We start from the raw sequence: 21,856 nt of genomic DNA, 5'->3' as shown, positions 1-21,856 counted from the left end.
CTCGGCACCTACCAGAGCAAGGGTCGGCTCGGTAGATCCACGCCGTGCGTGGATGCGGTGTGCGATCACCGGCGAAGAGCGTGCCGAGCAAGCTGGGCACCTACCAAAGCAAGGGTCGGCTCAGTAGACCCACGCCGTGCGTGGATGCGGTCGTGGAGCCGAGCAGCGCTCGACTCCACCGCTGGCCTTACTTCGGCGCCTTTTCCACGTACTTGGCGAACACTTCGTCGATCTGCTTGTCCTTCACCGTCTTGCCGGCCTGGATCTCCTCGGCCTGGGTGAACAGCGGGATGATCATCGCCATGCCGTCCAGCTTGGTCTTCAGGTGCACGCCCGGCGCCTGGCCGAGGAAGCCGTCCCAGCGCTGGCGGACCTTGGCCCAGTAGCCGGCCGTGGCCTTCCAGTAATCCAGCGCCGGGGTGAAGTCGACCTCGGTGGTCTTGATGTAGTCGTTGAAGCCGAACTCGCGGGCAATCTCGACCTGGCTGCCATCAGCGTTGCGCTGCACCTTGGTGTTGAACTGCTCGTGGGTCCAGCCGTTCGGGGTCAGGGTGTGGCGGTTGATCACGGCCAGCGCGTTGTAGTCACTGCGCTTGGTGTACTCACGGCGCGGCAGCGGGCGCCAGCTCAGGTCGCTGGTCCAGCTGGGGACGTTGTTGCCGTAGCTCCACTTGCCGGTGCCGCAATAGCGCGGCGCATCGCTCACTTCGTACACGCACTGGGTCCAGGCACCCTGGTTGATCGCCGCCGGAATGCTGCGCACCTGCCAGGTCTGGTCGGCACTGAACTCGAAGCGGTTCGGCGCTTCGTACACCCAGTCCTGGCGCCAGTGCTTGGTCACGTGGCCGCTCTTGCTGTCCACCAGCAGGTGCTGCAGCACGATGCGCGTGGGGGTGTCTTCGACCACCACCACCACTTCGTCGCCGCCGCTGCGCATGGCCGGGGCGCGCTCGTAACCGGGCTTCAGCAGCACGGTTTCGTCGAAGGCGAAGTCCACGCTGTACTGCCCCTGCATGGCCAGGATGCTGTCGTGGTCGCGGGCGATGTCGGCGGGCTGCGCGCTGGCTGCGCCACTGCTGGCAAGCAGCAGCATCACGCTGGCTGTCTGGAACTTCATCTGGGCTTTCCTTGAGGGTTTCAGGGTCATTGGGTGGCCGGTCCGTGGCCGTGATCACTCCATGAGGTTCAACTCACAGACGTACCAGTGGCAGATCGCCTGCGGCACGTGGTGCGGGACGGCGGGCGGCCTCGGCGCAGCAGCAGTCATCAATCGAAAGCTCGCCTTCGGCGCTTTCCAGCCGGGCGATGCGGCGCGCGGTGGCCGCACCGAGCGATGACAGGGCAGACAGGCTGGCGGCCAGGGTGCGGCCATCGTCGGCGGCGTGCAGGCGCAGCGCGCACAGGCGCCAGCGCTGCCCCCCCAGGTGGCCGGCAAGGCGTCGCCACAGGCGTTCGCCAACGCTGCCATCGGCGTCGTGTTCCGGGCCAGGCGGCAACGCGGCGACCAGCCGGTCCCAGGCCAGGAAATCGCTGTCGGGCAACAGGTACAGCCGCCACACGCAACGACCGCGCGCGTCCAGGAAGCACAGGCTTTCGCGCAGTCCTTCGCTGTCCACACCCTGGCAGGCATGCACGCGCACCGCCTGCCGCCAGCCGCCGAGTTCGCTGCCATCGGCGTGGTACAGGCACAACACGGTGCCGAGCGTGGCCAGTTGCATGGGCGTCGGCCAAGCGGCGCCATGCGGTGCCTGGGTGACGTCATTCCTGCGTGCGGACAATGCTCGGCTCATGGGCGGTTACCAGGAAACGGCGAGGCTGGCCGACAACGTGCGGCCGGGGCTGGTGAAACGATCGGTGACGCGGCTGCCGGTGGCCAGGGTCGAACCGACCGTGGACCACTCGGTGTAGCGCTTGTCGGCTAGGTTGAAGACGCCGACGTTGAAGGTCGCACCCGGTGCGAAATCCCAGTGCGCCATCAGATCGAGCACGCCATAGCCGGCCGGGCGGAATGCGGTGGCGCTGGCCAGCCGGTCCTTGCGCTTGACGAAGGTGCCCGCCAGTTCCACGCCCCACGCGTCCGCGTCGTACATCAGGCCGACGGTGCCACGCAGCGGGTCGACCGAATCCAGCGGCAGGTCTTCGGTCTTGTTGTCACCACGCGACCACGCCACCGCGCTGCGCAGCGCCCAGCCCTGCAGCGCCGGCGACAGTTCGCCGAAGTCCACGCCGGCCTTCAGTTCGGCACCGTAGATGCGGGCATCGGCGATGTTCTGCGACTGGAACACGGTCAGGCCCTGCGCGTTGCGGCCGACGTCACGGGTGGATTCGATGAAATCCTTGTAGTCGTTGTAGTAGCCGCTCAGGCTGACGTACGCGGCCGGGGTGAGGAAACGCAGGCCCAGTTCGACGCCATCGCTGGTTTCCGGCTTCAGGTCCGGATTGGGAATGGCGGTGTAGCCGAACATGACGTTGGTGAAACCGAGATTGACGTCGTTGTACGGCGGCGAACGGAAGCCGCGCGAGTAGCCTGCAAACAGCGACCATTCGTCGCTGAAACGCCAGACCATGCCGAGCTTCGGCGACACGCTGGTCTTCTTCAGCTGCGACACCGCCACACCCGGGTTGTCATCGGCGAAGATGCTGTCCAGTTCCGGCTTCAGCTCGTAACGGTCCACGCGCACGCCGGGCACCAGCGACAGGCGGCCATCGGCCATGCGCATTTCGTCCTGCGCATACAGGCCCAGCTCGGTGGTCTTGCTGATGGGGAAATCGCGTACCGGGAAGGCGTCGGGCAGGATCGTCGTGCTGACCACGCCGCGGTTGCTGACCTGGTAGCCATCGCGCTTCTGGCGGATCTCGGTGCGCGCGCCATCAAAACCATAGGTCAACGCATGCTCGACACTGCCGGTGCTGAAGGCCTTGTTGAACACCGCCTGCAGGCCATATACACGCTGGTCGAAGCTGAACTCGCGATGGCGGGTGCTGCCGTTGGCACGCGCTTCGTCGGTGCGCTGGGTGGTCTCGCTGTTCTGCGCATACACCTGCCAATGCAGGCTGTCGGCGAAGCCCTTGTCCAGCGCATCCATTTCATGGGCGAACGACACGCGGCCGCGCGTCTGCTTGTCGCGCGCCTTCATGCCGGTGGTGGTGGTGTGGTCGATGGCCGACAGCACGTTGGTGTCGGTGTTGTCTTCATTGCCTTCCACGGTGAGGCGGAAGCGCTGGTCCTCGCTGGGCGCATACACCAGCTTGCTGAGCAGGCTGCGGCCGTCGCGGTCCTGCGGGTTGGCGGCAGTGCGCGTGTTGTCGGCGCTGCGCACGTCGCCCTTGTTGTCGGTTTCCTGGCCCTGGTGGTGGTTGACGTTGACCAGGCCACTCCAGTGTTCGCCACCGAAGGCAGTGGTGGCGCCGCCGAACAGGCCCTTCCATTCGCCGTCATACCCGAACTTCAGCCCAACGTAGCTGTTCTTGCCGTCTTCCAGGTAGTCGGCCGGATCCTTGGTGACGAAGGCCACCACGCCGCCCAGCGCATCGGAGCCATACAGCGAACTGGCCGGGCCGCGCATGATCTCCACGCGCTTGAGCGTATCCAGATCGGTGAAGTTGCGGTTGGCATTGGAGAACGAGCCGATGTTGAAGCTGGTCGGCATGGCGATGCCATCGGTCTGGATGCGCACCCGGTTGCCATCCAGTCCGCGGATGCGGATGCCGCCCAGGCCGAAGCGGGTAACGCTGCGGGTGACCGACAGGCCTGGCTCGTAACGCACCAGATCCTTGAGGTCATGCACCAGTTGCCGGTCCATCTGCTCGCGGTCGATCACATCGACGGTGGCGGCGACATCGCTGACCGCCCGCTCGGTGCGGGTGGCGGTGACCTGCACGCGATCGACCTGGCGTGCATCGGTCGCGGTATCGGCTGCAGCATGGGCAGACAGCGGCAAAGCCATCCACAGGGCAATGGAAAGAGCGTTCGGGCGGGTCATCGGCATCGATCAGTCAGGCAGGGGAACCCCCGGCCACCGCCACGCCATGCAGACGTAAACGGTAGACCGAGGGGGAGAGAGCGGGAGCGGACGGGTCGCCCACCCTGCCGACAACGCCGGCAGGAGGGAGGGAGGCGGGCGACCAGACCGCGTTACTTGGTCAGGATCAGCTTGTCGTTGCTGGTATGACGCAGACGGTAGAAGCGGTCACCGTGCTGGATCAGGATTTCACGACGGCCCTTGAGCAGGGCTTCGCTGTCGATGACCTCTTCCGGCGGAACGACACGGACCGGTCGATCGCGGAGGGTCAGCGTTTCGGGGCGCAGCAGTACAGGTTGAGCATTCATGAGCATCTGGACTCGTGCGAGGGACGAGTTAAATGATAATGATTCTCAGTTGACAATCAACAACCATTCTCAATTCCATTGATGGAATTTATGATCGAAATCGCGAATTCGATAGATATGATCTATCAAAACCAACGTCAGGCGAAGGCGGCTTCCACCCGGGCCCAGCCAGCCTCGTCCACCTGCTCCAGCGTCGCCAGCGCCTGCAGGTTCTGCAGCAGCTGGCTGACCTGGCTGGCGCCGAGGATCACGCTGGACACATTCGGATTGCGCAGGCACCAGGCGATCGCCAGGCTGGCCGGGGCATGGCCGAGATCGCGCGCCACCGCGCTGAAGCGGCGTACCTGGGCCAGGCGCACGGTGGCGTTGTCGCCCAGCACCAGATCCTGCAGCCAGCCCATGCCCTCGCGGCCAAGCCGCGCGTCGGCTGGAATGCCATCATCGTATTTGCCGCTGAGCAGGCCCGAAGCCAGCGGCGAGAAGATCGTCGTGCCCAGCCCGGCGGTGGCGTAGAGCGGTGCGTACTCCACTTCCACGCGCTCGCGGTGCAGCAGGTTGTACTGCGGCTGCTCCATCGAGGGTGCCTGCCAGTTGTGCCGGGCGGCGATGTCCACCGCTTCCTGGATCTGCGTGGCCGACCATTCCGAGGTGCCCCAGTACAGCACCTTGCCCTGGCGGACGAGGGTGTCCATGGCATGCACCGTCTCGGCGATCGGTGCGTCCGGGTCCGGGCGATGGCAATAATAAAGGTCCAGGTAGTCCACCCGCAGGCGCTTGAGCGCGGCATGGCAGGCGTCGGTCACGTGCTTGCGCGACAGGCCGCGCTGGGTTGGCCGCGGGTCCTTGGCGCTGCCGAAGAACACCTTGCTGGACACGCAGAACCCGTCGCGCGGCAACCGCAGGTCGGCGATCACATCGCCCATCACCTGCTCGGCGCGGCCATTGGCATAGCCCTCGGCGTTGTCGAAGAAGTTGATGCCGTGATCCCAGGCCGCCGCCACCAGGTTGCGGGCCTCGTCGCGCGGCACCTGGTCGCCGAAGGTCACCCAGGCGCCAAAGGACAGGGCGGAAACCGGCAGGCCGGTGGAGCCGAGGCGACGGTAGAGCATGCGATTCTCCTGCTGCGGGCCCGCATACGGGCCGGGATCAAGCATCCATTCTACCTGCCCCGGCAGCCGCAACCCCTTGCCGTTGTTGGCCCGATCGCTGGCGATGGACGCGCGCTGCGCGCTTTTCCTTGCTCCTGCCCCGGCCCTGCACTAGGCTTCCCGTTTTTCGCGACGCCCCAGGGGAGTCACTCAGATGGTCGAAGGTTTGGGCAGGATCGGCTTCGGCCTGTTCGGTTTGGCGGTGCTGATCGGCATCACCTGGCTGTTTTCCAACAACAAGCGTGCGGTGGACTGGAAGCTGGTTGCTACCGGTATCACCCTGCAGATCGCGTTTGCCGCACTGGTGATCCTGGTGCCGGGCGGGCGCGACGTGTTCGACGCGCTGGGCCAGGGCTTCGTGAAAGTGCTGAGTTTCGTCAACGAAGGCTCGAAGTTCATCTTCGGCTCGTTGATGGATACCCAGAACTACGGCTTCATCTTCGCCTTCCAGGTGCTGCCCACCATCATCTTCTTCTCGGCGCTGATGGGGGTCATGTACCACCTCAACGTCATGCAGGCGATCGTGCGGGTGATGGCCTGGTCGATCACCAAGGTGATGCGCGTGTCGGGTGCGGAAACCACCAGCGTCTGCGCCAGTGTGTTCATCGGCCAGACCGAGGCGCCGCTGACGGTCCGCCCGTACATCGCCAAGATGACCCAGTCCGAGCTGCTGACCATGATGATCGGCGGCATGGCGCACATCGCCGGCGGCGTGCTGGCCGCGTATGTGGGCATGCTGGGCGGTGGCGACCCGGTGCAGCAGGCGTTCTACGCCAAGCATCTGCTGGCTGCCAGCATCATGGCCGCCCCCGCCACCCTGGTGGTGGCCAAGCTGCTGATTCCGGAAACCGGCACCCCGCTGACCCGCGGCACGGTCAAGATGGAAGTGGAGAAGACCTCCAGCAACATCATTGACGCGGCTGCGGCCGGCGCCGGCGATGGCCTGAAGCTGGCGCTGAACATCGGCGCGATGCTGCTGGCCTTCATCGCCCTGATCGCGCTGTTGAACGCACCGCTGACCTGGTTCGGTGAAGTGACCGGCCTGGCGGCCATGATCGGCAAGCCGACCGACCTGTCGACCATCTTCGGCTACGTGCTGGCCCCGATTGCCTGGGTGATCGGTACGCCGTGGGCGGACGCCACCACCGTCGGTTCGCTGATCGGCCAGAAGGTCGTGATCAACGAGTTCGTCGCCTATACCGAACTGTCGAAGATCGTGAATGGCCAGGTCGCAGGCATGAGCCTGTCCGAGGAAGGTCGCCTGATCGCCACCTACGCGCTGTGCGGCTTCGCCAATTTCAGTTCGATCGCGATCCAGATTGGCGGTATCGGCGGGCTGGCACCGGAACGTCGCCACGATCTGGCCAAGTTCGGCCTGCGCGCGGTGCTGGGCGGTACCATTGCTACCTTCATGACGGCGACCATCGCCGGCGTGCTGACGCACTTCAGTTGAACCCTTGGTTGAGAAAAGATTCCCTATGAGCAGCAGTGTCGTTGTCGTCGGTTCCTTCAATGTCGATCACGTGTGGCGGTGCGAGTCGCTGCCGGCACCGGGTGCGACCATTGCCGGCCGCTACAGCACCGGCCCCGGCGGCAAGGGCTTCAACCAGGCGGTGGCGGCCTGCCGTGCTGGCGCCGACACCCACTTCGTGTGTGCGCTGGGCGATGACGCTGGCGGTGCCACTGCCCGCGAGCTGGCCGCGCAGGATGGGTTTGCACTGATCGCCGAGGCCAGCAGCGAACCGACCGGCACCGCTGGTATCTACGTGGATGCCCGTGGCCGCAACACGATCGTGATCGGCCCGGGTGCCAACGCCGCACTGAGCACCGACTTCCTGCAACAGCAGCAGGCGCTGCTGACCGGCGCCAAGGTGGTGCTGGTGCAGCTGGAATCGCCGGTGCAGACCATTGAAGCTGCGCTGGCCACCGCGCGCGAGGCCGGTGTCACCACCGTGCTCAACACCGCACCGGCCGACGCTCCCTCGACCATCGGCCTGCTCAAGCTGGCCGATGTGATCACCCCGAACGAGACCGAGTTCGCCGCCCTGCTCGGCCGCCACGTGGGCGAGCGCGTGGATGCCAATGACGTCGCCGCGCTGGATGGCGCCAGCCTGCATGCGCTGTGCCGCAAGCTGGTCGGCAACGGTACGGTGGTGGTGACTCTGGGTTCGGTGGGCGTGTTCGTGTCGCATGCCGACGAGAACCTGCGTGGTGATACGCAGCCGTACTACCGCGTGGGTGCCGAGCAGGTGCAGGCGATCGACACCACCGGTGCCGGTGACGCCTTCAACGGTGCGCTGGCCGCGTCGCTGGCGCAGGTGGCCGACGCCCCGTTCGCCCGCCACGTGCGCTTCGCCAACCAGTTCGCCGGTCGTTCCACCGAAAAGGAAGGCGCGGCTGCGGCAATGCCGCGCTTCACCCCGGCCGACGCCGAAGTGAAGTAGATCCACGCCATGCGTGGATGAACGAGCCCGGGCATGCAGATGCCCGGGCTTTTTGTTGCGCGCCAGCCACCCTGGGCAGGGATCAACCGCGACGATCCGACGCATTGCCGGCACCCGCCTCCGCTTCCACCATCGGCACATGAATGGATTCCCCTGGCTGTTGATCGCGGCCGCCGGCACTGCCATTGCGGCCCTGCTGCACATCGGCTGCATCGCCTTCGGTGCCTCGTGGTATGAACGCTTCGGTGCCGGCCAGCGGGTGGTCCAGCTTGCCCAGGCCGGACACTGGTGGCCGCCCCTGATGACAGCCGGCATCACCGCCGTCCTGCTGGTCTGGGGCTTGTATGCACTGGCGGCCGCACGGCATGCGCCGTTGCCCGGTAGTCACTGGGTGCTACCCGCCATCGCCACGCTGTTGCTGCTGCGCGCCGCGATGGGGTTCGTGCTGGCGGTGTTCCGCCCGGGCTACAACGGGCGCCGCTTCTGGCTGCTCAGCTCACTGGCCTGCCTGGCGCTGGGCCTGGCGTTCGCCCTGGGCGCCGCCCGCTGAATCCAGGCGCCTCCGCCCCACCCAGCCCACCACCATCGCCTGCGCATGGGGGCGGTGGAAGCAACCGTCAAGCATCTGCTGATACCCGTGCGGCATGAGACCGGTCCGGATCGGCCTTAACCCGGCCGTGCCAGACACGGTCGCGTGGGCGCCCGCGCCCTACAATGGGCGCATGCAGATCGGCCCGTACTCCATTGCTCCCAACGTCGTGCTGGCGCCCATGGCCGGCGTCACCGACAAGCCCTTCCGCCTGCTGTGCAAACGGCTGGGCGCGGGCCTGGCCGCCTCGGAAATGACCATCAGCGACCCGCGCTTCTGGAACACCCGCAAGTCGATCCACCGCATGGACCATGACGGCGAACCGGCACCGATCAGTGTGCAGATCGCCGGCACCGAGCCGCAGCAGCTGGCCGAGGCGGCGCGCTACAACGTCGACCACGGCGCGCAGATCATCGACATCAACATGGGCTGCCCGGCCAAGAAGGTGTGCAACGCCTGGGCCGGCTCAGCGCTGATGCGCGACGAACTGCTGGTGGCGCGCATCCTTGAAGCCGTGGTCAACGCGGTGGACGTACCGGTCACCCTGAAGATCCGCACCGGCTGGGACTGCGACCATCGCAACGGCCCGCTGATCGCGCGCATTGCCGAAGACAGCGGCATCGCCGCACTGGCCGTGCACGGCCGCACCCGCGACCAGCACTACACCGGCCAGGCCGAGTACGCCACCATCGCCGAGATCAAGGCCGCGCTGCGTATTCCGGTGATCGCCAATGGTGATATCGATTCGCCGCAGAAGGCCGCCTTCGTGCTGCAGCAGACCGGCGTGGATGCAGTGATGATCGGTCGCTCCGCGCAGGGACGGCCGTGGATCTTCCGCGAGGTGGCGCATTACCTGGCCACCGGCGAGGAACTGCCGCCGCCGTCGCTGGGCGAAGTACGCGACATCCTGCTCGGCCACCTGCATGCGCTGCACGCCTTCTATGGCGAGCCGCAGGGCGTGCGCATCGCGCGCAAGCACCTGGGCTGGTACGCCAAGGACCGGCCGGAAAACGCGGCGTTCCGTGCGGTGGTCAACCGTGCCGAAGACCCCGCCAGCCAGATTGCGTTGACCACCGACTACTTTGATCGCCTGATCGCCGGGGAACCGGCGATGCCTTCCGCTGCCTGAGCTCGCCACCATGACGCCGCCGATTTCTTCCCCGACCTACCTGCACGGATTCTCCGGCACCGAGCAGCAGCGACTGATGACCCAGGCGCGCCTGCTGGAATCGAGCATCTTCGGCCAGATCGACTACAGCGGCGCCCGCCGCCTGCTGGAAGTCGGCAGTGGCGTGGGTGCGCAGACCGAGATCCTGCTGCGTCGCTTCCCCGAGCTGCACGTGACCGGCGTGGACCTGAGCGAGACCCAGCTGGAAACCGCACGCGAAAATCTGGCGCGCACGCCCTGGTGCAGCGACCGCTACACGCTGCAGCAGGCCGACGCCGGCGAACTGCCGTTCGAGGCACGCAGTTTCGATGCCGCCTTCCTGTGCTGGGTGCTGGAGCACGTGCCCTCGCCCGCGCGCGTGCTGAGTGAAGTCCGCCGCGTGCTGGCACCGGGGTCGCCGGTGTACATCACCGAAGTGATGAACGCCTCGTTCCTGCTTGATCCGTATTCGCCGCACATCTGGCGCTACTGGATGGCCTTCAACGACTTCCAGTACGACCACGGCGGCGACCCGTTCGTCGGTGCCAAGCTGGGCAACCTGCTGCTGGCCGGTGGCTTCCGCGATGTGCATACCGAGATCAAGACGATCCACCTGGACAACCGTGAGCCGGCGCGCCGCAAGACCATGATCGCGTTCTGGGAGCAGCTGCTGCTGTCGGCGGCCGACCAGCTGCTGCAGGCCGGCCTGGTGGATGAGGACACCGTGGAAGGCATGCGCCGCGAGTTCCGTCTGGTGCAGAACGATCCGAATGCGGTGTTCTTCTACTCCTTCGTGCAGGGCCGCGCGACGGTGTATTGAGCCGACGCGGCACACGCCATCCACGCATGGCGTGGATCTACGGGTGCGCGGCGGCGCCGTCCGCCGCCTCCGGCTCCTGCCAGATCCGCTGCCACATCGCCGCCAACCGGCGCCCGGCATCGGCACGTGCGGCCGGGCTGCTGTAATCCACCCGCAATTGTTCGGGCGTGATCGCCCGCCACTGCCCGTCGACCTGCTCGGCCACCGCGAAGTTGAAGGTGTAGTCCGGTTCCAGGCCCATGCGCAGGTCGCTCAGCACCAGCCTGCCATCCACGACCTGTGCACGCATGAAGCCACGGTTGAACCACTGCAGGCGCTGCACTGCAGGAATACCGTCGGCCTGGCGCAGCGCCTGCACGTTGGACGGATGGCCCTCGAAGTGCATCGGCCCGTGGTCGGCCACCAGCGAGCGGTCACCCACCACATAGCCGCTGGGCGTCATTGCCACCACGCGCCACAACAGCGTGTTGAACGGCATCGGCACCGAGAACCGCGGCGCGTCGCCCAGTCCCATCGCGGCCAGGCTCTGCTGCGCGGCACGGTCGACCTGTGCCTTGGCGATCAGGCCCCAGCCGAGGTAAGCACTGCTGAGCAGCAGCGCCACGCCGAGTACCTTGCCCGCCCACGGCCGCGCACGGCCGAACCAGGCCAGCACACAGCCCAGCAGCAGCCACACGGTATAGCCCGGATCAATGATGAAGACGCTGGAACCCATGGCCGGATGCGGCTGCAGTGGCCACCACAGCTGGGTGCCGTAGACGGTGAAGGCATCCAGCACGGGATGGGTGACCAGCGCCAGCTGGATCGCCCAGAACCAGCGCATCGGTGATTGCGCGACCCGACCGTTGCCGAAGCGCTTGAACAACCACCAGATCAGCGCGGCCACCCACGGCAACACCAGCAACGAATGGCTGAAGCTGCGATGGTCGGTCATGTTCGCCACCGGGTCGGCGGCGGTGAAGCCCAGCCACAGGGCGTCAAGGTCGGGCAGCGTGCCCAGCGCGGCACCGGCCAGCAGGGCCGCACGGCGATGTCCGGGCGGAGCGATGACGGCGGCAACAGCGCCGCCAAGAACGATCTGGGTCAGGGAGTCCATCGGCCGATGCTAACGCGACGGCCGCGCGTTTGTAGAGGCGACTGCCAGTCGACCCTGCGGGCAGCGTGGGGTTTCTGCGTTCTGATCGGAAAGCAGCCGACTGACAGTCGACTCGACAGAAGCAGGTCACGCCGCCTGCGACATGCGTGCGCCGGGCAGTTCCACCAGGGTCTGGCCGTTGTGGTCGAGCAGGCGCAGCGCGCCGTCATGGTCCTCGGCCAACGCGGTCAGGCTCTCCACCCAGTCACCGTCGTTGGCATAGACCAGGCCATCGCGCTCGATCAGCGCCGCGCGGTGGATGTGCCCGCAGACGATCCCGTCCAGGCCGCGCCGGCGCACATCGTCCAGCCCGGCCTGCACGAAACGCTCGATGTAGCGTTCGGCAGCACCACTGCGCTTCTTCAGGAACTCGGACAGCGACCAGTAGCGCATGCCCAGCAGGCGCCGCACCGCGTTCAAGGCCTGGTTGCCGGTGAGGATGCGGTAGTACAGCCAGTCGCCGAAGCGCTCCTGCAGTCCGCCGAAGTGGGTGACGCCGTCGTAGTCGTCGCCGTGCGCGACCAGCAGCCGGCGGCCGTCGGCGGTGGTGTGGATCGCGCGGCGCCGCACCTGCATCGCCGGCAGCATCACGCCGCAGACCTGCCGCAACGATGCGTCGTGGTTGCCGGGAATGTAGATGATCTCGGTACCGGCACGGCGCAACGCGTGCAGGGCCTGGATGACGTCGCTGTGCGACTGCCGCCAGTTGGCGCGTCGATGCGCCATCCACCACAGGTCGATGATGTCACCGACCAGATACAGCCGCTCGCAGCGCAGCGTCCCCAGGAAGCGCGCCAGCTCGCCAGCATGGCAATGACGCGAACCGAGGTGGACGTCGGAAAGGAACACCGCGCGTCGGTTCGGCGAAAGGTTCACCAGCGTGCTCATGCCGGCGCCCCCACGTCGCGCAGGTAGCGCTTGCGCTTGTGCGGCCGGATGGCGTGCAGGTCGACTTCAATCAGGCCATCGATCGAATCACTGAAATCCGGATCGACCCCGAACGCAAGAAAACGGGCACCCCCCGGCTCGCAGAGTTCGGTGTACTGCCGGTAGAGCGTGGGCACACCGGTACCGAGCGCAGCCAGATTGGCCTTGAGCACGTCGAACGCGGCGCCCGCGTCCAGTTCGCCAAAGCAGGGGGGCGCGGCGAAATACTGGAAGGGCAGGTTCGATTCCACCCGCCCGTCTGCCGCACCGTAGTAACGCTGGTAGTAGGCCACCAACTGCTCGCGCGCATCGCGTGGCAGGGCCGCACTGATCGACACGGCCCCGAACAGATAGCGGATGCCCGGCTGGCACTGGAGATAGGCGCCGATGCCCTGCCACAGGTAATCCAGGCTGCGGCTGCCCCAGTAATCAGGCACCACGAAGCTGCGGCCCAGTTCCAGGCCTTCGGCGATACGCGCGATGGCATCATCGGAGTACCGGAACAGCGATGCGCTGTAGAGTCCGGCCAGGCCGCGACGCGCCAGTGCATGTGCGCCGCGCATGATCCGGTAGGCGCCGGCAATCCGCTGTGCAGCACCGTCCCAGATCACGATGTGCTGGTACTGCAGGTCGAAGTCGTCCAGGTCGCGGCTGCGGCCGGTACCCTCGCCCACCTGGCGGAACGTCAGCTCGCGCAGTCGCCCAAGTTCCTGCAGCAGCGGGCATCCTGCCGTGCAGCTGGCCAGCAGGATCTGTTTGCCATCGGCGGTCTGCCCGAGCCGCGCCGCAGCGGCGATGGTGGCAGCGACCTGCGAGGGCGGCATCGGCGCGGCCAGCGGTTCGGGCCCGCTGCGGTGCCCGTCGGCAACCGGCTCGTTGCGGCCCAGCGCATACAGTGCACGGCGCACCGCCAGCAACTGCGCACCAGGGTCTCCCTGATCCACCTGCATCGGCGCGCCGATCCGCAGGCGCAGCGGGCGCCCGCGGCGGGCGAACATTTCCCGTGCCAGCAGGGCGGTGCCGGCTGGCTTGAACAACGTCGAGGCGCCGTAGAACAGTGCCGAGTTGCGCGCCTCCACCCGTACCGGCAGCACCGGTGCGCCGGCAGCGCGGGCGAAGCGCACGAAGCCGCGCTGCCAGCGTCCATCGCGGATGCCCTGCAACGACAGCCGCGAGACTTCGCCGGCCGGGAACACGATCACGCACTGTTCGGCCGCCAGCGCCTGCTCCACCGCATGCAGGCTGCCGCGCTGGGCCAGGCCGCCCAGGATGCGCACCGGCAGCAGCAGGTCCTGCAGCGGCCCGATGGCCGCCAGCAGGTCATTGGCCACGATCCGTACATCGCGACGGACCCGGCCGACCGCATCCAGCAGGGCCAGTGCATCGTGTGCACCAGAAGGATGGTTGGCGACGATCAGCAGGCGGCCCGTGGCCGGAATCCGCGCCAGCGCGGCGGGGTCCACCTGGTAGCGGCTGTCGATGAATTCCAGCCCGGCGGCGACGAAATCGAAGCCCCGCACGGCCGCATTGCGGTGCAGGAAGTCCTCGATACGGTCCAGCTGCGACCAGCGGCCGACGCTGCGCAGCAGCGGCCGGGCAAGCTGGCCACGACGTCCGTGGAACCAATCGGGATAGCGTTGCTGCAAGCGCTGTTCGAGTTCCTGCATGGCCTGTGCCCTCCAGCCCGGCGGCCGGGTTGGCCGAGAGCCTGCGCCCCGCAGGCGGCAGCCAGATGGCGGTTTGGCGGCAGAATGATGACGGCGCTGCGGGCCGCGTCCGGGCCCGGCAGGGAGCTTCACTGGTCACGCCAGTGGAACACTGCCCCTGCACGATGGCACCCCGAAGCCCACCAGGCCTTGTGCTGACGGGCACAACACCTTAACCACCGGCAACCCGTACAGGTTCACAATGCACAGGCGGCGCACCCCGTGTATCATTCGCGCCCATCTTTCCATCCGAATCAAAGGATATTAAGCCTGATGTCCAGCTACCTCTTCACCTCCGAGTCGGTCTCTGAAGGCCATCCGGACAAGGTTGCCGACCAGATCTCCGATGCGGTGCTGGACGCGATCCTGACCCAGGACCAGCGCGCCCGTGTGGCCTGCGAGACCATGGTCAAGACCGGCGTTGCCATCGTTGCCGGCGAGATCACCACCAGCGCCTGGATCGACCTGGAAGCGCTGACCCGCAAGGTCATCGTGGACATCGGCTATGACAGCTCCGACGTCGGCTTCGACGGCGCCACCTGTGGCGTGCTGAACCTGATCGGCAAGCAGTCGCCGCACATCGCCCAGGGCGTGGACCGCAAGAAGCCCGAAGAGATGGGCGCTGGCGACCAGGGCCTGATGTTCGGCTACGCCACCAACGAGACCGACAGCTACATGCCGGCCGCGATCCACCTGTCGCACCGCCTGGTCGAGCAGCAGGCCAAGATCCGCAAGAAGAAGAACTCGCCGCTGTCGTGGCTGCGCCCGGACGCCAAGAGCCAGGTCACCCTGCGCTATGAAAACGGCGTGGTCTCGGCCATCGACGCGGTGGTCCTGTCGACCCAGCACGCCCCGGGCATCAAGCAGAAGGACCTCATCGAGGCCGTCCGCGAAGAGATCATCAAGCCGGTGCTGCCGGCCAAGTGGCTGCACAAGGGCACCAAGTTCCACATCAACCCGACCGGCAAGTTCGAGATCGGCGGCCCGGTGGGCGACTGCGGCCTGACCGGCCGCAAGATCATCGTCGACACCTACGGCGGCTGGGCCCGTCACGGTGGTGGCGCGTTCTCCGGCAAGGATCCGTCCAAGGTCGATCGTTCGGCGGCCTACGCGGCCCGTTACGTCGCCAAGAACGTGGTTGCCGCCGGTCTGGCCGACCGTTGCGAAGTGCAGGTCTCCTACGCCATCGGCGTGGCTGAGCCGACCTCGATCTCGGTCACCACCTTCGGCACCGGCAAGATCAGCGACGACAAGATCGAGAAGCTGATCCGCAAGCACTTCGACCTGCGCCCGTACGGCATCATCAAGATGCTGGACCTGATCCACCCGATGTACCAGCAGACCGCGGCCTACGGCCACTTCGGCCGCAAGCCGAAGGAGTTCAGCTACCTCAACGGCGAAGGCGAGACCGTCAACGCCACGGCCTTCTCCTGGGAGAAGACCGACCGCGCCGCCGCCCTGCGCGCCGATGCGAAGCTGAAGTAAGAAACACGAAGGGCCGCGCAAGCGGCCCTTCTCTTTTCAGGTAGAGCCGGCCGCTGGCCGGCTTTTTCATGCATGTGGGAAGGCATGCGCGGTTGCCGGTCGGCGGCCGGCACTACCCGGTTGTCGATACAATCGCCCCATGTCGACCGAACTCAAAACCCACCAGCTGTCCATGACCGTGCTGATGTCGCCGGAGATGGCCAATTTTTCCGGCAAGGTCCACGGCGGCGCCATCCTGCGCCTGCTCGACCAGGTCGCCTACGCCTGCGCCAGCCGCTACGCCGGCCGCTACGTGGTCACCCTGTCGGTGGACCAGGTGATGTTCCGCCAGCCGATCGCGGTGGGCGAACTGGTCACCTTCCTGGCGTCGGTGAACCACACCGGCACCTCGTCGATGGAGATCGGCGTCAAGGTGGTGGCCGAGGACATCCTCAAGCGCAGCGTGCGCCACGCCAACAGCTGCTTCTTCACCATGGTGGCGGTGGATGAGGAAGGCCGGCCGACGCCGGTGCCGACGCTGCAACCGGCCACCTCCGATGAGAAGCGCCGGCAGGCCGCCGCGTTGATCCGCCGCCAGCTGCGGCAGGAAATGGAACAGCGCCATCTGGAACTGCTGGCGTCGAACCCGCCGTCGCCGGAGGAATGAGGGCGTGCGGGGCAAGCCCCGCACCCACCGAGGCAGGTAGCGCCGGGCCATGCCCGGCGGATGCCGGTCAACCGGTGTTCTGCACGCCCTGCGAAACACCGTTCACGCAGGCCACCAGCGCGCGCAGCAGCTCGTCATCCTCGCGCCCGCTTTCGCGCCAGCGCTGCAGCAGATCCACCTGCAGCACGCTGATCGGATCGACGTAGGGATTGCGCAGGCGGATCGACAGCGCCAGCCGCGCGTCATGGTCCAGCAGCGTCTGCTGTTCCATCAATGCCAGCAGCCAGTGCCGGGTCAGTTCCAGTTCGCGCTGCACCTGCGGGAAGAAGCGCCCGTGCAGATCACCGGACAGCTTCGAGAACTGCTCGGCAATGGTGATATCGCCCTTGGACAGCACCATCGCGATGTCGTCCAGGAAGGTGCGGAAGAACGGCCAGTCACGCGCCATCTCGCGCAGCGTCTGTTCGTGGCCAGCATCGACTGCAGCCTGCAGGCCGCTGCCCACGCCATACCAGCCGGGAATGACCGCACGGGCCTGGCTCCAGGCGAACACCCACGGAATCGCGCGCAGATTGCCCAACGCCGCGTCCTGGCCCAGCCGGCGCGACGGCCGCGAGCCCAGCGTCATCCGCTCGATCACATCGATCGGAGTCGCCGTGCGGAAGTAGTCCATGAAACCGGCCTGGCCGACGAAGGCGCGGTAGACCTCGCTGCTGGAGCCGGCGACCACATCCATCACCGGCCGCCAGTCATCCTCGCGCGGCTCCGCTGCACGCGGGCGCAGGCTGGCGCGCAGTACCGCGCCGGTGGCCTGCTCCAGCGAGCGCAGGGCCAGCGCACGGATACCGTACTTGCGGTGGATCACCTCGCCCTGCTCGGTCACGCGCAGGCGGCCATCGATGCTGCCGCGCGGCGAGGCATCGACCGCGTGCGTGGTCTTGCCTCCACCACGGCTGATCGAGCCGCCACGGCCATGGAAGAAGGTCAGGCGGATGCCCGCCTCGGCCGCCACCTCCAGCAGTTCCACCTGTGCACGTTGCAGGCCCCAGCGTGAGGCGGCAATGCCACCGTCCTTGCTGCTGTCCGAATAGCCCAGCATCACCATCTGCACATCGTCGCGTGCACGCAGGTGCGCGCGGTACACCGGGTCGGCCAGCAGGTCGCGCAGCGTTGCGGTGCCGCGCTTGAGATCGTCCACGGTTTCAAACAGCGGTGCGATGTCCAGCGGCACCGTGTCACTGTCATCGACCAGCCCACCGCGCCGCGCAAGTGCCAGTACCGCCAGCACGTCACTGCGGTCATGCGCCATCGAGATGATGTAGCTGCCCAGTGCGTCACCACCATGGCGTGCGCGTGCATCGGCCAGCGCGGCGAACACCGCATCCAGCCGCTGGTTGCCCTCGTCGCCGCCGGTCGGCAGCGGCACATCACCGCTGGCGTGCGGGCCCAGCAGGTGCGCCCGTCCTGCAACATCCAGGGCGTCCCATGCCGCCTGCCCACCCAGCACCGCGGCGAGCGCGCGCGCATGCACGCTCGATTCCTGGCGGACATCCAGCCGCGCCAGATGGAAGCCAAAGGTCTTCACCCGCCACAGCAATCGCTGCACCGCGAAACCGCCTGCATGCTCGCCGCAGTTCGCGCGCAGGCTGTCCAGGATCAGCTGCAGATCGTCGATCAGTTCATTTGGGCCGGCATAGGCACCGTCGCCATCATCCAGGGTGGCCTGCAGGCGCGCACGCATGCGGTCGTTGAGCAACCGGTACGGCATGTCGGCATGGCGCGGTCGCGACTGCACCTTGGGCAGCAACTGCTGGTAGTGCGCCACCCGCGCCTGCAGCGCATCGCTCACGCCCACCCGCTCGGTGGACTGGCTGAGCAGGCTGGCCAGCTGCAGCAGCTCTTTCTGGTAGCGCCCCAGCACCGCCTGCCGCTGTGCATCCAGCGTATTGCGGATGGTGGTGGCATCCACATTCGGATTGCCATCCATGTCGCCGCCCACCCAGGTGCCGAAGCGCAGCAGTCGCGGCAGCGGCAGTTCCTGGCCATAGGTATCGCGCAGCGCCTGCTGCAGCGATTCGTACAGCACCGGAATCACCCGGTACAGCACCTGCACCAGGTAGAAGCCGACGTGCTCGCGTTCGTCATCGACAGTGGGCCGCACCGGCGAGGAATCGGTGGTCTGCCACGACGCAGTGAGTGCCATGCGGAAGCGCGCGGCATCGGCAGCCGCTTCACCCGGCGTGCGCTGGCCGTCGAGATTGTCGACCAGGCTGGCCACCATCAACTGCTCTTTTTCCAGCAGCGCGCGACGTACCGCTTCGGTCGGGTGTGCGGTGAACACCGGTTCGATATCGATGCGTGGCAACCACTGCGCCAGCTCATCCAGGCCCACACCCTGCGCCTTCAGGTGCTGCAGCGCATCCTGCAGGCCATCGGGCTGCGCCCCTGCGGTACCGGCGCGCTGGTAGTCACGGCGGCGGCGAATGCGATGCACGCGCTCGGCGATGTTGACCACCTGGAAGTAGGTGCTGAACGCCCGCACCATGGTCTCGGCCTGCTGCGGCGCGCGACCGGCCAGGCCATCGGCCAGCTCGGACAACGGCGCCTGGTTCTCGCGGCGGGAGATCGCGCGGGTGCGCACGTCCTCGACATCATCGAGAAACGCGGCCGATACCTGCTCGACCAGCAGATCGCCGACCAAGGCACCCAGCCGGCGCACATCATCGCGAAGCGGAAGATCGGGGGAAGCAAACTCGATACTGCTGCGGTACTCGTTCATCGGCGACGCACAGGCCTCGGTCAACGGATCCAGACCCCAAGCCTAAACCAGAACGGGTGACGTGCTGCGATGCAAAAATGGTTTCATCTGCACGCATCCGCCGGGCATGGCCCGGCGCTACCGTGGGCAGCGGCCCCGTTGCGGGGGCCGCCATCATGCGCGCGTCAGCGCTTCTTCTTCGCCTTGCCCTGCTCGGCCGGGCCGATGGTCTGCTCCAGCCAACGCTCGCTCTCGGCCAGCATCGTCATGATCGATTCGCGCGCGCGGTAAGCGTGCGATTCGTTGGGCAGCATCACCAGCCGCGCGGTGCCGCCCAGACCCTTCACTGCCGCAAACATGCGCTCGCTCTGCATCGGGAAGGTGCCGGAATTGTTGTCGTCCACACCGTGGATGAAGAGGATCGGATCCTTGATCTTGTCGGCGTAATTGAACGGCGCCATCTTCTGGTACACGTCCTGCGCCTGCCAGTAGTTGCGCTCTTCGGCCTGGAATCCAAACGGGGTCAGCGTGCGGTTGTAGGCACCGCTACGGGCGATGCCGGCCTTGAACAGGCGCGTGTGCGCGAGCAGGTTGGCGGTCATGAACGCACCGTAGGAGTGGCCACCGATGGCGATGTGCTCGCGGTCGGTCACGCCACGGCGCACCACTTCATCCACCGCCGCCTGCGCGTTGGACACCAGCTGCTCGATGTAGGTGTCGTTGGGTTCCTTGTCGCCCTCGCCGATGATCGGCATCGACGGGCTGGCCAGCACCACATAGCCCTTGGCCAGGAACGCCTGCGGGCCCCAGTAGCTCACCGCGTTGAAGCGGTACGGCGAGTCGGTCACCTGGCTGGCCGCTGCGGCACTCTTGAACTCACCCGGGTAGGCCCACATCAGCAGCGGGCGCGGGCCATCGCGCTTGGGATCGTAGCCCGGCGGCAGCAGCAGGGTCGCGGTCAGGTCAACGCCGTCCTTGCGCTTGTAGCGGATCTGTTCCTTCTGCACGCCCTTCAACTGCGGCAGCGGATGCGCGAAATGGGTCAGTGCACGTGGCGCGGCACTGGCATCGGCCAGCGACTGCACATACATGTTGGTCGGCTCGTCCGGGCTTTCGCGGCTGATCAGCAACGCGCTGCCCTGCGCATCCAGCAGCGCCAACGGCGCGGCGTAGGTCGGCGCCTGCGAATGGAACAGGCGGGTCGCCTTGCCGCTGGCCACGTCGAAGCGATCAACGAACGGACGGTCGCCTTCCGGCGATGCACCGGCACCGGCCAGGAACAGGCTGCCACCATCGGCGCTGGTGTGCAGCAGCGAGCGGCCGCGATCATCGCTGAGCATCATCGGCCGGCCCGGATCGGCATAGCGGTCCTGCGCATCGCGATCCCACAGCAGCCGTGCCTCGGCATCGGCATTGTCGGGGGCGATCAGCCAGGTCTTGCTGCGGCGGGACTTCCACCATGATTCGTTGAGCAGGGCCAGGTCGCCACGGCCCCAGCTGATGCCCGCGTAGCGACTGCCCAGCTGGGCGATGGTCAGCGGCGGCTTGTCGAACGGCGCAGCCTGCATGAACACTGCATCGCGCACCTTGGCCTCCCTGTTGGGGTCGCCACCATCCTGCGCTTCGGCCCAGACCAGGGTGGCATCGGCATCGCCGCGCCAGCTGATGTCGCGCACGCCGGTCACTTCGGCATCGTTGCCGGTGGGCAGGCCTTCCACCAGCGGGCGCACGGCCACGGTGTGCACCAGCTTGCCGGTGCTGCGCTCGAGCACTTCGATACGGCGCGGGAAGCTGCCCAGCGGCACCACGTAGGAATACGGGCGCTGTACCGGCTGGCTGAGCACGAAGCGCCCGTCCGGGGACACCGCAAAGCCCATGAAGATGCCCGCGGCGCCCACAGCGCGGCTGCTGCCGTCCAGGCTGACTTCCATCGGCTGGGTGGTGGCGTAGTAATCGAACTGACGCGCATCGGCGTCGTTCTTCAGCAGGTCCTGGTAGGTGCGGATGGACACCACCCCGCCCCCCTGCGTGGTCTGCTGCACGGCCGGACCGGTGGGAATGCCGTCCGCTGCCGGTGCCGCGCCCAGGGTGGCCGGACGGGTGAACACCACCAGCCCACGGCTGTCCGGCAACCACTGGTAACCGCTGCCGAGCACCGTGTTCAGGCCAGCAACGAGGCGGCGGGCGCTGCCACCGGCCACGTCCACCAGCCACAGTTCATTGGCGCCGGTGCTGGCATCGACCTGGTTGAAGGCCAGCCACTTCTGGTCAGGCGACCAGCCCAGGCTGGCGATCGACAGCGTGGCCGGCAGGCCGCTGATCTGCCGCTCCTTGCCATCGGCCACGTTCATCAGCCACAGCTTCTGGCCGAAGCTGAAGCGGCTGTCGGAGAAGGTGCGCGGGTTGATGCGCAGGCCGGCCAGCTTCAGCTCCGGCTGTGCCACCACCTGGATCGACGGCAGCGACGGCATCTGCATCAGCGCGGCCACATCGCGGCGCGGTGACAGGTACAGCGAGGGCGCGCGCGGCGCGTCGACCACCGCCTGCAGTGCGGCAGAGGGCAGCTCGTAGCCGGTCACGCCCTGCGCTTGGGTCTGTGCCGCCTGCGGGGCCGCAGCCCAGGCCTGCGGGACCACCGCCAGCAGGGCCATCGACAGGACCAGGCCGGTCAAGCGCCGTTTGCGGCGTGCGTGCATGCTCATCGTTGTTCCACCTGTTCGC

17 protein-coding genes are annotated in these 21,856 nt (G+C 67.0%); 7 read left to right on the top strand and 10 right to left on the bottom strand.

Annotated features, from left to right (window positions below; genetic code table 11):
* Positions 1–187: 187 nt before the first annotated feature.
* From ACVOLJ_RS10370 to ACVOLJ_RS10350, 5 genes are all read right to left on the bottom strand, one after another.
* Complete coding sequence (locus ACVOLJ_RS10370) at positions 188–1,117, bottom strand: DUF6607 family protein (RefSeq protein WP_475279200.1); 930 nt, start codon at positions 1,115–1,117, stop codon at positions 188–190.
* A gap of 73 nt (positions 1,118–1,190) precedes the next feature.
* A complete protein-coding gene (locus ACVOLJ_RS10365; protein ID WP_475279201.1) occupies positions 1,191–1,790 on the bottom strand; it encodes a Hemin transport protein in 600 nt (199 codons plus the stop codon).
* Between the two features lie 6 nt (positions 1,791–1,796).
* The gene (locus ACVOLJ_RS10360) at positions 1,797–3,983 is read right to left on the bottom strand and encodes a TonB-dependent hemoglobin/transferrin/lactoferrin family receptor (protein WP_481564089.1); all 2,187 of its coding nucleotides are present in this window, start codon (positions 3,981–3,983) and stop codon (positions 1,797–1,799) included.
* 152 nt (positions 3,984–4,135) lie between these two features.
* Positions 4,136–4,330: a hemin uptake protein HemP gene (gene hemP, locus ACVOLJ_RS10355; RefSeq protein WP_005412278.1), complete on the bottom strand. Its 195-nt coding sequence runs from the start codon at positions 4,328–4,330 to the stop codon at positions 4,136–4,138.
* Between the two features lie 137 nt (positions 4,331–4,467).
* Complete coding sequence (locus ACVOLJ_RS10350; protein WP_475279203.1) at positions 4,468–5,439, bottom strand: aldo/keto reductase; 972 nt, start codon at positions 5,437–5,439, stop codon at positions 4,468–4,470.
* Positions 5,440–5,632: 193 nt separating this feature from the next.
* Between ACVOLJ_RS10350 and ACVOLJ_RS10345 the strand changes: the two genes are divergently transcribed.
* From ACVOLJ_RS10345 to ACVOLJ_RS10325, 5 genes are all read left to right on the top strand, one after another.
* Positions 5,633–6,931 carry a NupC/NupG family nucleoside CNT transporter gene (locus ACVOLJ_RS10345; protein ID WP_475279204.1) on the top strand — a complete coding sequence of 433 codons (1,299 nt, stop codon included), beginning with the start codon at positions 5,633–5,635 and terminating at the stop codon, positions 6,929–6,931.
* A 25-nt stretch (positions 6,932–6,956) separates the two neighbouring features.
* Positions 6,957–7,922 carry a ribokinase gene (locus ACVOLJ_RS10340; RefSeq protein ID WP_475279205.1) on the top strand — a complete coding sequence of 322 codons (966 nt, stop codon included), beginning with the start codon at positions 6,957–6,959 and terminating at the stop codon, positions 7,920–7,922.
* A gap of 139 nt (positions 7,923–8,061) precedes the next feature.
* Complete coding sequence (locus tag ACVOLJ_RS10335) at positions 8,062–8,472, top strand: hypothetical protein (protein WP_481564088.1); 411 nt, start codon at positions 8,062–8,064, stop codon at positions 8,470–8,472.
* Between the two features lie 172 nt (positions 8,473–8,644).
* Positions 8,645–9,640 carry a tRNA dihydrouridine synthase DusB gene (gene dusB, locus ACVOLJ_RS10330; protein ID WP_481564087.1) on the top strand — a complete coding sequence of 332 codons (996 nt, stop codon included), beginning with the start codon at positions 8,645–8,647 and terminating at the stop codon, positions 9,638–9,640.
* Between the two features lie 10 nt (positions 9,641–9,650).
* Positions 9,651–10,478, top strand: a complete 828-nt coding sequence (locus tag ACVOLJ_RS10325; RefSeq protein ID WP_475279208.1) for a methyltransferase domain-containing protein — start codon at positions 9,651–9,653, stop codon at positions 10,476–10,478.
* Positions 10,479–10,515: 37 nt separating this feature from the next.
* On the opposite strand, the gene ACVOLJ_RS10320 is transcribed toward ACVOLJ_RS10325, so the two are convergent.
* The 3 genes from ACVOLJ_RS10320 to olsF all read right to left on the bottom strand — a co-directional run bounded on the left by ACVOLJ_RS10320 (position 10,516) and on the right by olsF (position 14,207).
* Positions 10,516–11,574, bottom strand: coding sequence for a metal-dependent hydrolase (locus ACVOLJ_RS10320; RefSeq protein WP_481564086.1), 1,059 nt, complete (start codon positions 11,572–11,574; stop codon positions 10,516–10,518).
* A gap of 126 nt (positions 11,575–11,700) precedes the next feature.
* Positions 11,701–12,501, bottom strand: a complete 801-nt coding sequence (locus ACVOLJ_RS10315; protein ID WP_481564085.1) for a UDP-2,3-diacylglucosamine diphosphatase — start codon at positions 12,499–12,501, stop codon at positions 11,701–11,703.
* On the bottom strand, positions 12,498–14,207 hold the full coding sequence (olsF, locus tag ACVOLJ_RS10310; protein WP_481564084.1) for a bifunctional ornithine lipid synthase OlsF: 1,710 nt from the start codon (positions 14,205–14,207) through the stop codon (positions 12,498–12,500). Before olsF ends, ACVOLJ_RS10315 begins: the two co-directional genes overlap by 4 nt.
* A 312-nt stretch (positions 14,208–14,519) precedes the next feature.
* On the opposite strand from olsF, the gene metK reads away from it, so the two are divergent.
* Positions 14,520–15,731, top strand: coding sequence for a methionine adenosyltransferase (gene metK / locus ACVOLJ_RS10305; protein ID WP_475279212.1), 1,212 nt, complete (start codon positions 14,520–14,522; stop codon positions 15,729–15,731).
* A 139-nt stretch (positions 15,732–15,870) separates the two neighbouring features.
* Positions 15,871–16,377: an acyl-CoA thioesterase gene (locus ACVOLJ_RS10300; RefSeq protein ID WP_475279213.1), complete on the top strand. Its 507-nt coding sequence runs from the start codon at positions 15,871–15,873 to the stop codon at positions 16,375–16,377.
* A 67-nt stretch (positions 16,378–16,444) separates the two neighbouring features.
* Here the strand turns inward: ACVOLJ_RS10300 and ppc are convergent, their stop codons facing one another.
* Positions 16,445–19,156, bottom strand: coding sequence for a phosphoenolpyruvate carboxylase (gene ppc, locus ACVOLJ_RS10295; RefSeq protein WP_481564093.1), 2,712 nt, complete (start codon positions 19,154–19,156; stop codon positions 16,445–16,447).
* A gap of 164 nt (positions 19,157–19,320) precedes the next feature.
* The gene (locus tag ACVOLJ_RS10290) at positions 19,321–21,837 is read right to left on the bottom strand and encodes a S9 family peptidase (protein WP_481564083.1); all 2,517 of its coding nucleotides are present in this window, start codon (positions 21,835–21,837) and stop codon (positions 19,321–19,323) included.
* Positions 21,838–21,856: the final 19 nt, after the last annotated feature.

The organism is Stenotrophomonas sp. STEN046 (genome assembly GCF_056759755.1).
This window is presented reverse-complemented; position numbering and strand designations above follow the sequence as displayed.